The organism is Mycobacterium sp. BMJ-28, from assembly GCF_054404835.1.
Genome location: NZ_CM136783.1, coordinates 1,740,097 through 1,752,598 on the forward strand (window position 1 = coordinate 1,740,097; position 12,502 = coordinate 1,752,598).

At 65.9% G+C, this 12,502-nt stretch carries 14 protein-coding genes; 6 read left to right on the plus strand and 8 right to left on the minus strand.

Annotated features, from left to right (window positions below; genetic code table 11):
- Positions 1 to 2: 2 nt before the first annotated feature.
- From ACXPWS_RS08660 to ACXPWS_RS08670, 3 genes are read right to left on the minus strand one after another with little or no spacing between them, the layout of a single operon-like run.
- Positions 3 to 1,256 carry a metal-dependent hydrolase family protein gene (locus ACXPWS_RS08660; protein WP_458712050.1) on the minus strand — a complete coding sequence of 418 codons (1,254 nt, stop codon included), beginning with the start codon at positions 1,254 to 1,256 and terminating at the stop codon, positions 3 to 5.
- Positions 1,253 to 1,582: a hypothetical protein gene (locus tag ACXPWS_RS08665; RefSeq protein WP_458712051.1), complete on the minus strand. Its 330-nt coding sequence runs from the start codon at positions 1,580 to 1,582 to the stop codon at positions 1,253 to 1,255. The genes ACXPWS_RS08660 and ACXPWS_RS08665 overlap by 4 nt, the downstream gene beginning before the upstream one ends.
- Positions 1,579 to 2,850: an aromatic ring-hydroxylating oxygenase subunit alpha gene (locus ACXPWS_RS08670; protein ID WP_458712052.1), complete on the minus strand. Its 1,272-nt coding sequence runs from the start codon at positions 2,848 to 2,850 to the stop codon at positions 1,579 to 1,581. Before ACXPWS_RS08670 ends, ACXPWS_RS08665 begins: the two co-directional genes overlap by 4 nt.
- Before the next feature lie 201 nt (positions 2,851 to 3,051).
- Here ACXPWS_RS08670 and ACXPWS_RS08675 point away from each other — a divergent pair, with 201 nt between their 5' ends.
- From ACXPWS_RS08675 to ACXPWS_RS08685, 3 genes are all read left to right on the plus strand, one after another.
- Positions 3,052 to 3,723 (plus strand): TetR/AcrR family transcriptional regulator, encoded by a 672-nt coding sequence (locus ACXPWS_RS08675; protein WP_458712053.1) that lies wholly within the window; start codon positions 3,052 to 3,054, stop codon positions 3,721 to 3,723.
- On the plus strand, positions 3,720 to 4,223 hold the full coding sequence (locus tag ACXPWS_RS08680) for a hypothetical protein (RefSeq protein WP_458712054.1): 504 nt from the start codon (positions 3,720 to 3,722) through the stop codon (positions 4,221 to 4,223). Before ACXPWS_RS08675 ends, ACXPWS_RS08680 begins: the two co-directional genes overlap by 4 nt.
- Positions 4,224 to 4,516: 293 nt before the next feature.
- Entirely contained in the window at positions 4,517 to 5,380 is an 864-nt protein-coding gene (locus ACXPWS_RS08685; protein WP_458712055.1) for a cyclopropane mycolic acid synthase family methyltransferase, read from the plus strand.
- On the opposite strand, the gene ACXPWS_RS08690 is transcribed toward ACXPWS_RS08685, so the two are convergent.
- The 4 genes from ACXPWS_RS08690 to ACXPWS_RS08705 are packed head-to-tail and all read right to left on the minus strand — an operon-like array spanning position 5,364 to position 9,317.
- A complete protein-coding gene (locus ACXPWS_RS08690; RefSeq protein WP_458712056.1) occupies positions 5,364 to 6,350 on the minus strand; it encodes an NADPH:quinone oxidoreductase family protein in 987 nt (328 codons plus the stop codon). The genes ACXPWS_RS08685 and ACXPWS_RS08690 overlap by 17 nt on opposite strands.
- Positions 6,347 to 7,366, minus strand: a complete 1,020-nt coding sequence (locus ACXPWS_RS08695; RefSeq protein WP_458712057.1) for a phosphotransferase family protein — start codon at positions 7,364 to 7,366, stop codon at positions 6,347 to 6,349. Before ACXPWS_RS08695 ends, ACXPWS_RS08690 begins: the two co-directional genes overlap by 4 nt.
- Positions 7,363 to 8,664 (minus strand): acyl-CoA dehydrogenase family protein, encoded by a 1,302-nt coding sequence (locus tag ACXPWS_RS08700; RefSeq protein WP_458712058.1) that lies wholly within the window; start codon positions 8,662 to 8,664, stop codon positions 7,363 to 7,365. Before ACXPWS_RS08700 ends, ACXPWS_RS08695 begins: the two co-directional genes overlap by 4 nt.
- Before the next feature lie 2 nt (positions 8,665 to 8,666).
- The gene (locus ACXPWS_RS08705; protein WP_458712059.1) at positions 8,667 to 9,317 is read right to left on the minus strand and encodes a TetR/AcrR family transcriptional regulator; all 651 of its coding nucleotides are present in this window, start codon (positions 9,315 to 9,317) and stop codon (positions 8,667 to 8,669) included.
- Positions 9,318 to 9,483: 166 nt separating this feature from the next.
- Here ACXPWS_RS08705 and ACXPWS_RS08710 point away from each other — a divergent pair, with 166 nt between their 5' ends.
- The 3 genes from ACXPWS_RS08710 to ACXPWS_RS08720 are packed head-to-tail and all read left to right on the plus strand — an operon-like array spanning position 9,484 to position 11,253.
- Positions 9,484 to 10,764 (plus strand): cytochrome P450, encoded by a 1,281-nt coding sequence (locus ACXPWS_RS08710; RefSeq protein ID WP_458712060.1) that lies wholly within the window; start codon positions 9,484 to 9,486, stop codon positions 10,762 to 10,764.
- The gene (locus ACXPWS_RS08715) at positions 10,761 to 10,958 is read left to right on the plus strand and encodes a ferredoxin (RefSeq protein ID WP_458712061.1); all 198 of its coding nucleotides are present in this window, start codon (positions 10,761 to 10,763) and stop codon (positions 10,956 to 10,958) included. The genes ACXPWS_RS08710 and ACXPWS_RS08715 overlap by 4 nt, the downstream gene beginning before the upstream one ends.
- A 55-nt stretch (positions 10,959 to 11,013) precedes the next feature.
- Positions 11,014 to 11,253 carry a DUF1330 domain-containing protein gene (locus ACXPWS_RS08720; RefSeq protein WP_458713463.1) on the plus strand — a complete coding sequence of 80 codons (240 nt, stop codon included), beginning with the start codon at positions 11,014 to 11,016 and terminating at the stop codon, positions 11,251 to 11,253.
- Here ACXPWS_RS08720 and ACXPWS_RS08725 read toward each other — a convergent pair.
- Positions 11,250 to 12,485 (minus strand): HNH endonuclease signature motif containing protein, encoded by a 1,236-nt coding sequence (locus tag ACXPWS_RS08725; RefSeq protein ID WP_458712062.1) that lies wholly within the window; start codon positions 12,483 to 12,485, stop codon positions 11,250 to 11,252. The two genes, ACXPWS_RS08720 and ACXPWS_RS08725, sit on opposite strands and share 4 nt — an antisense overlap.
- Between the last annotated feature and the right edge of the window lie 17 nt (positions 12,486 to 12,502).

The following is a 12,502-nucleotide window of genomic DNA, read 5'->3' on the forward strand; positions in this document are numbered from 1 at the left end:
CGTCAGGTGCTCTCGTGCTTGTGAATCTGCCCGTCCTTCATCACGAACCGCACATCGAGCAGCGTCGCGATGTCCTGGGACGGGTCACCGGAGACGGCGATCACGTCGGCGAGGTAGCCCGGGGCCAGCCGGCCCAGGTTGTCGAGCTCGTCGATCAGGTCGGCGCTGACCACGGTGGCAGCCCGGATCGCCTGCAGGGGAGTCATCCCGCGCTCGACCAGTGCCACCAGTTCCTTGGCGTTCTGCCCGTGTGGCACGGCCGGCGCGTCGGTGCCGCAGGCGATCTTCACACCGGCGGCAATCGCCTTGGGCAACATGGATTTGGCCCGCGGGAACACCTCCAGTGCCTTCTTGCGCAACTCGGGGGCGATCCGGTCGATCGCCATGGCGTCGGTCAGATAGGTGGTGGAGACCAGAAAGGTGCCGTGGTCGACCATCATCTGGATGGTCTCGTCGGTGGCCAGGAAGCCGTGCTCGATGCAATCGATGCCGGCGCGGATACACGCCTGGATGGCGCTGTCGCCGACGGCATGGGCGGCCACCCGTACGCCGGCGCGGTGGGCCTCGTCGGCGATCGCGGCGAACTCGGCATCCGAATACTGTTGCGCGCCTGGCGCGGTGCTGTGCGACATCACGCCGCCGGAGGCGGACACCTTGATCAGCTTGGCGCCGTGGCGCACCTGGTAGCGAACGCAGGCGATGACGTCGGGTACACCGTTGGCGATACCTTCGGCCACCGACAGCGGCATTATGCCGGGCGCAAGCCGTTGGAATACGGTGGGATCCAGGTGCCCGCCATACGGGGTGACCGCGTGCCCGGCGGGGTAGATGCGCGGCCCGGCGTGCCAACCCTGGTCGATGGCGCGCTGCAGTGCGACGTCGAGCAGGTAGCCACCGGTCTTCACCATCAGGCCGAGGTTGCGCACCGTGGTGAACCCAGCGTCCAGCGTGGTCCGGGCATTGACCGCGCCGCGCAGGGTGCGGTAGGCCGGGTCGTCCTGCACGCCGTGCATCGGTGACGGCAGCCCCTCGGGACCGCCGGGCCCGCCGATCAGCAGATTGAGCTCCATGTCCATCAGGCCGGGCAGCAGTGTCACGTCACCCAGATCGACGACGGTCGCCGAATCCGGCACGGGCGCCTGCGGATCCACCGAGGTGATGCGGTTGTCCTCGATGATGATGACCGCCGGTGCGCGGACCTCGCCGGCGTCGACATCCACCCAGCGTGCCGCCCGCAGTACGGTTGTGTCGGTCATGTACGCGGCTCGGCGACGCAATCCAGCGACGTGGCGCCGGAATCGGGCACGCGGGGCTGCTTCCAGCACTCCACCGGGAAGGACACCGTGATCATCGAGTACAGCAGGTGCATCAGGTTGAGGACGTCGTCGGGCAGCTCGCCGAGGGTGAACTTGTCGCAGAATGAAATGGCGTCCTCGGCGCGGGCGGTGATCGCGTCGTAGAAGGCCTGCATCTCGGTCATGTTGGAGCCCAGCCGTTTTGCGTACCTCTGCGCTTCGGTGGTCAGGCACCACTCGGTGAACGGCTCCAGATCGGCGAACTCGGGGGGCAGCAGGGCGCTCATACGGTCGTCACCTCGGTGGCGCGCTGGTAGTCGGCGATCCAGGCGGCCGTCTCCTTGTGCAGGTGACGGAGCAGGATCTCCTGATCGCACAGCAGGAATTCGTCGACCACCCGGGATTCGATCGAAGTCTGGGTGGCTTCCAGGGTGTTGGCGTCCTGTAATCCGTATTCCTTGAACGACTGCGCCGCCAACTCCTGGGCCAGGCGCTCACGTGGGCTGCGCGGCTCGGGGAAGTGCAGTGTGCACTCGAAGGTGTGGGTGTTGAACGACGTCGGCCAGTAGTGATACGTCAGATACCAGCCCTGGCCCCAGAACAGGATGACGAAGTTCGGGAAGAGCTGAAATGAATCCAGACCCCACGGCTCGCAGTTGGCCGGATTGAGGCCGGCCGGCATCGGACCGAGATCCGGTGCGTCCCAAGGTCCGAACAGGCCGCTCTGGCAGATGTCCTCGATTGGCTTGCGCATCTCATCAGCCATCTCCCAGGCCCGCACACCGGAGGTGCTGACCAGCCGGTGCGGGCCTTCGAGACGGTAGTGCGGCGCTTCGAATCCGGCCTGTGCGGCGGCCTTGGAATAGGCGGTGGGGGACTGGTTCGCGTGCAACACGGGCGCGTGATAGAACTCCTGGAACGCGTCCATGTAGAGCTTCCAGTTCGCCTTCACCTCTGAGCGGTAGGTGAACCGCGACGTCAGCTTGTGGAATGGATAGCCGGCCAGATCGGTGATCATCGGGCCGAGGAAGTCGGTCAGCGACTGCTCGGGTTTCTCGGCGAAGTTGACGAAGATGAAGCCTTCCCAGACTTCGCAGTGCACCGGCACCAGCCCGTACCGGCTCTTGTCGAGATCGAAGAATTCCTCTTCCTGTTGAACGAAGGTGAGATTGCCGTCCAGGTCATACCGCCAGGCGTGGTACTTACAGGTGAACTGGCGGCACACCCCGCTGGTGTCCTGCAACGGCATGTCATTCCAGACCAGCTTGTTGCCGCGGTGCCGGCACACATTGTGGAACGCATTGATCTCACCGGAGGTATTGCGGCACACGATGATCGACGTGTTCGCTGCCTTCATCTCCTTGGTGAAGTAGCTTCCTTTGCGGGAAAGCTGCTCCACCCGGCCCACGTTGAGCCAGGCCCTCTTGAAGATGGCCGCGCGCTCGAGCTCGTAGATTTCCGGACTGATGGAGTCTTCGTACGAGATGGGCCCGGTGCCCAGTTCGGGGTAGTGCTGGGTCCAACTGCCTTCGGCAGGCTTGGGGAATCGCGCCATGTCCAACTCCTCCGCGGTGGGGACAACAAAGTCGAAGTTAGTCGGCCATGCCTCGAATGACAAGTAGTTGACATTCACGCCCTCCGGCGTCCAGGTCGCGTGACACCTGTCGAAGAAATTGTTAACTGAGACCCTTGTCACAGGGCCTCAACCAACCTACTGTGTGTTCAGTTGGTTGGTTCGCGAACGCGAGGGAGATCGGTGACAGCGTTATCTGCGGCGGCGCCGGGGCCACGGCCCTATGAATCGCTGCTGGCCAAGGGCGAGGACCGTAAGCAGCGGATTCTCGCTGCCGCGGAGACGCTGCTGGCCAGGAACGGCTGGCGCAACACCTCCCTGGCGCAGATCGCCAGGGAAGCGGGGGTCAGCACGGCCGGCCTGCTGCACCACTTCCCGTCCAAAGAAGCGCTGCTGCACGCTGTGCTCGATGCCAGGGACTTCGACGACGACACCCACGCCGACCGCGGGGGAGATCTGATCGCCCAGATCAGCCGGGTTGCCGAGCGTTTCGATCGGGCGCCATCGCTGGTCGGCACCTTCACCGTGCTGCTGGTCGAGAACATCCAGCCCGACGCCCCGCTGCACGACCGTCTGGTGGCCCGTCAGCAGGCGGCGGTGAACATCGTCGCCGGGGGCATCCGTCGTGGTCAGCGCGACGGCCACTACCGCACCGACTTCGACGCGGCCACCAAGGCCGTGGAGATTCTCGCCTTTGTCAATGGAATGGAGACCGCATGGCTACTCGATCCTTCGATTCCCCTAGCCGAGGTGTTCAAGGGCTACGCCGAAGCGCTGGCCCGCGACTTCGCCCCGTCGGGGAGCAGGAGCGCAGCAACACGGGGATCAACACGGGCGAACGGGACGGCGCCATGAGGTATCGGCTCGACGTGGTGGCACCCAGCGTGGCCGACGTGGTCCGCTCCGCGGGCGGCTGGCTGGTCGATCGGGTGATGGCCGGCTGGGATGTCACGGTGCTGATCTCCGGTCAAGACGACCCGCGTCCATTACGCATCCTCGGCGTGCAGACCGGTGATCTGGAGGCCGCCATGCGCGAATGGGAGGAGCGCCCGCACCCGCAGACCGTGGCCGTGGCCGCCGATCTGTTCGCGACCGACGCCCGGGTGCGCGAGGGCGTGCTCGGCGCCCTGGATCAGGGTCTCACCGAGGTGACCCTCTGGGGCGAGAGCTGGCCGCAGGAGCTGGACAGCACGGTCGATGCGGTCCTGCATGAACTCAGCGCCGCGGCAAGGGCTTTCAAGGCACATGCCCTGACGGCCATCGGTGCGCAGGAATCGGTCGGCCGCGTGGAGGTGTTCCGGTGTGGCGTCATGTCGTGTCCGCCGGTGGCGGCCGACCTGGTGCCCGCCAGCTGACCGTCCTCAGTCATTCGTGCCGCAACCTTGTGGGATTGAATGCCCTGCAACGCAGTTGAACGGTGTTGGGCACCGAACGCCACCCACCGGGCCAGTCCCGGGTCAAGGTCCCTCGGTTCGTCAGCGCGCGCGCACGATCGTCGCCTACCATGTAGGTCGGCAGCAGTGCGGCGCCATGGACGCATATCGGCGTCCTTGTGTTGATTTCTGGCTTGATTGCCACAACGGCGTGACGATTCGATCTCGAGTCGATGGTTCGACTGCGCTGCACGGGTAGCGAAAGGCCGCAGGCCATGGCTGAATCGATGAGACCGCACTTCGAAGACGTCCAGGCGCACTATGACCTCTCAGACGACTTCTTCCGCCTTTTCTTGGATCCTTCGCAGACGTACAGCTGTGCCTACTTCGAGCGCGACGATATGACGCTCGCCGCGGCGCAGCTGGCAAAGGTCGACCTGTCGCTGGGCAAGCTCGGGCTGCAACCGGGTATGACGCTGCTCGATGTGGGGTGCGGCTGGGGCGCGGTGCTGCGTCGTGCCCTCGAGAAATACGACGTCAACGTCGTCGGGCTGACGCTGTCCAAGAACCAGGCCGCTCACGTCCAGGCCGGCTTCGACGAACTCGACACGTCCCGAAGCCGGCGGGTGCTGCTGCAGGGGTGGGAGCAGTTCGATGAGCCGGTGGACCGAATCGTGTCCATCGGGGCTTTCGAGCACTTCGGCTTCGACCGGTATGACGACTTCTTTGCGAAGGCCTACCACCTCCTGCCCTCCGACGGCGTGATGATGTTGCACACCATCACCGCGCTTCATCCGGACCGCGCGAAGGAGCTGGGCATTCCGCTGACCTGGGCGATGGCCCGCTTCGCCAAGTTCATCCTCACCGAGATCTTCCCCGGCGGGCGGCTGCCGTCAATCGAGAAGGTCGAGCAGCATTCCGACACCGCCGGCTTTCGGGTCACCCGAGAGCAGTCGCTGCAACCGCATTACGCCAAGACTCTCGACATCTGGGCGCAGAACCTCCAGGCGCATCGAGGCGAGGCGATCGCCATCCAGTCCGTGGAGGTCTACGACCGTTATATGAAGTACCTGACGGGATGCGCCGATCTGTTCCGCAATCGCCAGATGGACGTCGTTCAGTTCACCATGGAGAAGTAGGCGCCTCGGCGACCTGCACGATCACCTTCCCGACCGCGCGCCCGTCGGCGACCTGCCGCAGCGCGGCGGCCGCCTGTTCGAGCGGATAGACCGCACCGACATGTGGAACGACGGTGCCGGTGGCCAGCAGGGCGGCCAGTTCCGCCTCGTTGCGGGCGAACTCCTTGGGTGGTACGTCCTGGAACTGAAACCCGAGCAGGTGAAGACCTTTGACCAGCACCAGGTTCAGTGGAATGCGGGGGATGGATCCGGCGGCGTATCCGACCGTGACGAACCGGCCGCCGCGGCGCAGTGCGCGCAGCGCCGGCTCGGACAGTTCTCCGCCCACCGGATCGAGCACGGCGTGCGCGCCGTCCGGTACCGCGGCACGCAGAGCCGCGCGCAGCTCACCGGCTCGGTGATTGACCGTTGCGGCCGCACCGTACTGCTCTGCGACGCAGAGCTTCTCCGCAGAAGAGGCCACCGCGACGACGCGGGCACCCATCGCCGTCGCCAGCTGCACGGCCGCCAGGCCGACGCCACCGCCGGCGCCCAGCACGATCACCTCGTCGCCGGACCGTATCCGCGCCATCGAGCGCAACGCGTGATAGGCGGTGCGATAGGCGACCCCGGATGCGGCCGCCGTGTGATCGTCGAGGGAGTCGGGGATGCGTGCCAGCGCGGTGGCCGGCAGGCACACCTGCTCGGCGAACGTGCCGAACAGCGCGGTGCCGGTCACCCGGTCACCCACCGCGAGACCCGTTACACCATCGGATAACTCGGCGATGATCCCGGCACACTCGCTACCGGGGACGAACGGCGGCGGCACCTTCACCTGGTATTCGCCGGCGACCAGCAGCACGTCCGGGAAATTCACCGCCGCCGCGTGGATCTGCACCCTGACCCGACCGGCTTGCAGCGCAGGGGAGATGATATCCCGAATCCGCACCACCTCCGGCGGCCCGAACTGCGGGCAGACGGCTGCCTTCACCGGTAGTCGCTGGACTCGGCGAGTTCGGCCGCCGAACGCATCAGATCGGCCACCACCGGCCCGAACGCCAGCAGCTTCTCGTCCTCGCCGGCGCGCTGAAATCCCTGCTCCAGCACGATCGCCAGCTTCCACTTCGCCAGCACGAGGTAGTAGTCCAGATCGTCCACCTGGCGCCCGGAGACCTCGGCGTAATGAGCCACCACCTGGTCCTGCGTCGGCATGCCCTGCATGTCGACATACCCCGCATCGGCCGCTTCCGGCGCGCTCGGATCCGCCGGCCAGCCCTGCACCATCCACGCCAGATCCAGTTTCGGATCGCCGACGGTGCCCATCTCCCAGTCCACGATCGCGGCCAACAGTGCGGGCGCGCCGTGCTGATACATCACGTTGGCGAACTGATAATCGCCGTGCATCAGGCCGGGGATGAAGTCCAGCGGGCGGTGCCTGCGCAACCACTCCGTGGCGACGTCGAGGCCGTCGAGCTCGCGGGCCCTGATGCGTTCGTAGAAGCCGGTCCAGCGGGCGACCTGGCGGTCGTGATAGCCCTCGGGACGACCCAGATCGCCCAAACCTCGGGCCTGCCAATCCACTTTGGACAGCAGCGCAATGCCTTCGGCCAGTTGGTAGGCCAGCGCCGGCCGTAGCGAGTGATCGGAGTCGAACGGTTCGGGCCAGTGCCGGGAATCCATCGGTGACCAGCCGTCGACGAAACCCATCAGATAGAAGGGCCGGCCCAGTACCGCGGCGTCCGGACAGACGCCGATCGCCTTGGTGTGCGGGACCTCGGTTCCGTCGAGCGCCTCGATGATGCGCCACTCGCGCAGGATGCCGTTGTCACGGTCGGCGGGTGCGCCGGGCGGGGGCATCCTCAGCACGCACTCGTGTGCACCGCGGATGATGCGGTAGATGACATTCTGCGTGCCGCCGGACAGGAATCGGGCCTCGATGGGCTCACCGGCGCCGGGGATCGCGGCAGCGTCCAACCAGTCGGCCAGCCGGGCGGTATCGATGGTCACAGGTTGCCGACCTCGGCCTCCAGGAACTGCGCGTACTTTGCCTGTGCCGCTTCGCGTTTGCGCGGAATCCACTCCGAGGGCCACAGGTCGTCGGAGGCCGTGTAGCCGCGCAGCACCTGTTTGGCAACCGTGGTCTTGTGCACCTCGGTGGGTCCGTCGGCCAGGCCCATCACCGCCGCCCCGGTGACCATGCCCAGAAACGGCATCTCGTTGGTCACGCCGAGGGCTCCGTGTACCTGCATGGCCCGCCAGGCGATGTCGTGCAGCACCGTAGGCATCACCACTTTCACCGCGGCGATGTCCTTGCGCACCTTCTTGTAGTCGTTGTACTTGTCGATCTCCCATGCGGTGTGCAGCACCAGCAGCCGGAATTGCTTGAGCTGGGCGTAGGAATCCGCGATGTAGCCCTGCACCGCCTGTTTGTCGGCGAGCAGGCTGCCGGCGGTATGTCGGGAGAGCGCTCGCTCGCACATCATGTCGATCGCCTTCTGGGCCAGGCCGATGGTGCGCATCGCGTGGTGGATACGGCCGCCGCCCAACCTGGTCTGCGCGATGACGAAAGCCTGGCCCTCACCGCCCAGCAGCGCCGAATCCGGCACGCGCACATTGTCGTAATGAATCAGGGCATGCGAGCCCTTACCGTCGGCCTCCCCATAGAGACCGGCATTGCGGACGATCTTCACCCCGGGCGTGTCGGTGGGCACCAGGAACATCGACATGCCCTGGTAAGGGTTGACATCCGGGTTGGTCACCACCATCACGATCAGGAACGAGGCCGTCGAGGCGTTGGAGGAGAAAAACTTGTAACCGTTGATCACCCAGTCGTGCCCGTCGCGCACCGCGGCGGTCTTGAACTGGGTGGGATCGGCGCCGCCCTGCGGCTCGGTCATGGAATAACAGGAGAAGACCTCTCCGTGCAGCAGCGGGCGCAGGTAGCGCTCCTTCTGTTCGGGCGTGCCGTAGTGCGCGATGATCTCGGCGTTGCCCGTATCGGGTGCCTGGCAGCCGAATATGACGGGCGCCCATTGCGAGCGGCCCAGGATCTCGTTCAGCAGAGCGAGTTTCAGCTGCCCATAACCCTGCCCACCCAGCTCCGGCCCGAGATGGGTGGCCCACAGGCCTTTTTGACGGACCCGTTCCTTGAGCGGGTCGATCACCGCGCGGCGGGTGTCGTCGAGCGGGGTGAACTGCAGATGCGGCCAGATCAGGTCGAGTGGTTCGACCTCATCGCTGACGAATGCGTCGGCCCAGTCCAGCAGTTCCTGGAACTGCGGATCGGTCTCGAAATCCCATGCCATGGCTAGCTCCTTCGGTATCCGGCGACGAGGGTGAGAATGTCCGCACCGACGACGTCGGCGAACGAACGGTTGCCGAAGGCGCCCGCTGCCCAGTGCCGGGCACCTTCGCTTACCAACGTCATGGCCAGGTAGGCCAGATGGGTGACGTCGGTGTGGGCGGGCAATTTGCCGTCGGCGGCGGCCCGTTCGAACAGCGCGGTGAACATCCCGCCGTCCAGGTCGGTGGCGTGTGCGTTGTCCGCCATGATCCGGTGCTCGTGCCGGTAGCCCTCGAGGATGGTCTCGACGATCAGTTCGCGGGGATTGCGCACCATCGACCGCTCCAGGTCCGAGAGCGCCGCAGCGATCACCGCCGGTACGTCGTAGTCCCGGTCGAGCATGCCGGCGATGACGCGCTGGGCTGACCGGGTGGACATCACGCCCACCTCGAACAGCACGTCCTCCTTGCGCGGGAAATAGAAGTAGAACAGCGCTTTGGAGACGCCGGCCGCCCGGCAGATATCGGCGACGGTGGTGCGCGCGTACCCGTTGGTGCGCCACAGTGCCATCGCCGCCTGCACCAGCATGCGTTTGGTCTCCTTGGACCTGGCCTGCACGAGCGCGCTCCGGCGCTGACCACGGTCAGGCACTGAGATCGCGGGAGTGGCGGGCATAGCTGCACCATAACGGCGAATGAATAAATTGACCAGGGTCAGCTTTATCGGGTCGGCAGGGCAAACCGACAGCCGCCCGTTGACGGACCCCGGCAGCTGTGGAAATCTGATACGCAAAGATGAGAATTAGATTCTCGCCAAGCGAGATTGCCGAAACGGAGCACAGATGGCGGACGGCCTGACCGACTTGGATTTCTTCCGGGACCAGAAGCTGGTCGAGGATCCCTATCCCTACTTCGAGGCCCTGCGCAGCGGGTGCCCGGTACACCAGAACGGCCCGCACGGCGTGACGATGGTGACCGGCTGGGACGAGGCCGTCCAGGTGTACAACGACGCCGAGACGTTCTCCTCGGTCACCTCGGTCACCGGACCGTTCCCCGGTTTCCCGGTGCCGCTGGAGGGGCTGAGCAAGGACGAGGTCACCGCGCTCATCGAGAAGCACCGCAACGAACTGCCGTTCAGTGACCAGCTGCCGACACTGGATCCGCCGACGCACACCGATCACCGCGCGTTGCTCATGCGGCTGATCACGCCCAAGCGCCTCAAGGAGAACGAGGACGCGATGTGGAAGCTCGCCGATGAGGTGCTCGACACCTACCTGGAGGGCAACCAGGGCGAGTTCATCAAGGGTTTCGCGGGCCCGTTCACCCTGCTGGTGATCGCCGACCTGCTGGGCATTCCGGAGGAAGACCGCGACTCGTTCGTCAAGAACATCGCCAACCATGCCGGCGGAGGCGTCGGCGGCACCGGCGAGCAGGCGATGTCGCACAGCCCGCTGGAATTCCTCTACGGTATCTTCGCCGACTACATCCAGGACCGCCGGGACAATCCGCGGGACGATGTGCTCACCGGGATGGCTGAGGCCACCTTCCCGGACGGATCCATCCCCGACGTCGGCGACGTCGCGCGGGTGGCCACCAACGTGTTCTCGGCCGGGCAGGAAACCACCGTGCGGTTGCTGGGCACCGCGCTCAAGGTGATCGCCGAGCAGCCCGAAGTCCAGGCCAAACTGCGCGAAGACCGCAGCCTCATAGCGAATTTCATCGAGGAGGCGCTGCGGATCGAGAGCCCGGTCAAGGGCGACTTCCGGCTGTCGCGGTGTCCCGTCACGGTCGGGGACACCGAACTCGGTTCGGGCACCACCGTCATGGTGCTCAACGGTGCGGCCAACCGTGACCCCAGGCGCTTCGAGGATCCCGACACTTTCGACCCGGCCCGCAAGAATGCGCGCCAGCATCTGGCCTTTGGCCGCGGAATCCACAGCTGCCCCGGCGCACCGCTGGCCCGCGCGGAGACCAAGGTGGCGCTGGAGCGGCTACTGGACCGCACCACCGATATCCGGATCGCCGAGGACAAGCACGGAACCGCCGATGAGCGCCACTACAGGTACATCCCGACGTTCATCCTGCGCGGTCTGATCGACCTGCACCTGGAGTTCGACACGTGAAAGTAACCGTCGACGAGGACAAGTGCCGGGGTCACGGCATGTGCCTGACCGCATGCCCGGAGGTTTTCACCCTGGCCGACGGTGGCTACGCCGAGGTGCTCCTCGACGACGTACCAGACGAATACGCCTCTGGGGTAAGGGATGCCATCGAGTGGTGTCCGGAACAAGCAATCAGCATGGCTGAAGGAGACTAGAAGCGTGCCAAAAGGTTACGTCCTACTGACCGAGACCATCACCGACCCCGCAGGCATGGGGGAGTACGCCAAGGCGGCGGGCCCGGCGATGGCCGGAGCCACCATTCTGGTGGTCGACCAGAAGCCGACCGTGGTCGAGGGGACCTGGGAGTGCACGCAGACGGTGCTGCTGGAATTCGAATCGGTTCAGGCCGCCAACGACTGGTACTACTCCGACGCATACCAGGCCGCAGTCAAACTGCGCCAGGCCGCTGCGACGTGTAATGCGGTGATTCTGAACGGCTTCGGCGCCTAAGAGGCAATCTCGCCCGGCGGTGGTGGTGGGAAGGGTTGGTACCACCACCATTGGGCGCGTTCGCCGGTCGGTCCTTGGTAGGGGGCGACTGCGGGTGGTGGTGTGGCCGGTGGGTGGGCCAGGGTTCCGCGGTGCAGTGGTTGTCCGTTGTGGTCGGTGACGACGAGCCGGTCGGCGGGTCCGGTGATGTTCAGGGCGCCGCGGTGATGCAGCCGGTGGTGATGGGGGCAGACCAGCACCAGGTTGGACAGCTCAGTGGGGCCGCCGTCTTCCCAGTGTGTGATGTGGTGGGCATGCAAACCCCGGGTGGCGGCGCAGCCCGGGATCACACAGCAGCGATCACGATGCTCCAACACGCGGCGTAGCCGGCGGCTGATGGTGCGGGTGGTGCGCCCGGCCCCGATCGGTCGGCCGTGCCGCTGGAACCACACTTCGCAGGTCGCATCACAGGTCAGGAATTGTCGTTCCGCCTCGGTCAGTACCGGACCCAGGTGCAAGGCGGCGGTCTTCTGCTCGAGGTCGAGGTGCACGACGACGGTGGTGTGCTGGCCGTGCGGGCGCCGCGCCACTTCGGTGTCCCAGCCGGCCTCGACCACACTCATGAACGCATCCACCCGGGTCGGAAACGGGGTGTCCGCGCCAGTGTCTCCGGTGTGGTCGGTGATCAGGCCGTCGTGGTGGGACTGCATGGCCGCATCGAATTTTGCGGCGTCCAGGCGCGGTAACCGGATCCGGTAGGTGGTGTAGTCCGGGCTTTCGCTGGTTTTGGTGACCTCGGGCCCCGGCTCAGGCTTGGCTTCCGGTTCGGGTTGGGGTGCCAGGTTGATCGCGGTGCGCAACTGGGCGACGGTCGCCGAGGCGGCCAGTTCGGCGTAATGCGCATCGCTACCGTGGGCGCCGCGTTCGGCGATCACCCCGACCTGATCCAACGACAACCGACCCTCACACAGGCCGGCAACGCAGACCGGCAACTCCTCGATCCGGCGCGCCACCGCCACGACGGTGTCCGCGTTGCGCGGGGTGGCACCGGTTTTCCAGGCCACCAGCGCCGGCAGCGACCGGGCCCCGGTCAACCCCGCCAGGTCCTCGCGCTCCAACGCGGCCACGATCTCGACCAGTCGACCGTCGATCGCATTGCGCTGCCCGCACAACTCGGCCAGTTCCCCGAACAACACCTCAAGCCGCTCGGCAGGATCTGCCTCGGCGGCCAAAGTTACTGCGGTGCTGGACATGACACCATTGTCGCAGA

What these genes read in the sequence shown, in the direction of transcription:
- ACXPWS_RS08680 (WP_458712054.1), top strand. Translation starts at nt 3,720, where the DNA reads ATGAGGTATCGGCTCGACGTGGTGGCACCCAGCGTGGCCGACGTGGTC.
- ACXPWS_RS08705 (WP_458712059.1), bottom strand. Translation starts at nt 9,317, where the DNA reads ATGCCCGCCACTCCCGCGATCTCAGTGCCTGACCGTGGTCAGCGCCGG.
- ACXPWS_RS08660 (WP_458712050.1), bottom strand. Translation starts at nt 1,256, where the DNA reads ATGACCGACACAACCGTACTGCGGGCGGCACGCTGGGTGGATGTCGAC.
- ACXPWS_RS08670 (WP_458712052.1), bottom strand. Translation starts at nt 2,850, where the DNA reads ATGGCGCGATTCCCCAAGCCTGCCGAAGGCAGTTGGACCCAGCACTAC.
- ACXPWS_RS08665 (WP_458712051.1), bottom strand. Translation starts at nt 1,582, where the DNA reads ATGAGCGCCCTGCTGCCCCCCGAGTTCGCCGATCTGGAGCCGTTCACC.
- ACXPWS_RS08725 (WP_458712062.1), bottom strand. Translation starts at nt 12,485, where the DNA reads ATGTCCAGCACCGCAGTAACTTTGGCCGCCGAGGCAGATCCTGCCGAG.
- ACXPWS_RS08700 (WP_458712058.1), bottom strand. Translation starts at nt 8,664, where the DNA reads ATGGCATGGGATTTCGAGACCGATCCGCAGTTCCAGGAACTGCTGGAC.
- ACXPWS_RS08685 (WP_458712055.1), top strand. Translation starts at nt 4,517, where the DNA reads ATGGCTGAATCGATGAGACCGCACTTCGAAGACGTCCAGGCGCACTAT.
- ACXPWS_RS08720 (WP_458713463.1), top strand. Translation starts at nt 11,014, where the DNA reads ATGGGGGAGTACGCCAAGGCGGCGGGCCCGGCGATGGCCGGAGCCACC.
- ACXPWS_RS08710 (WP_458712060.1), top strand. Translation starts at nt 9,484, where the DNA reads ATGGCGGACGGCCTGACCGACTTGGATTTCTTCCGGGACCAGAAGCTG.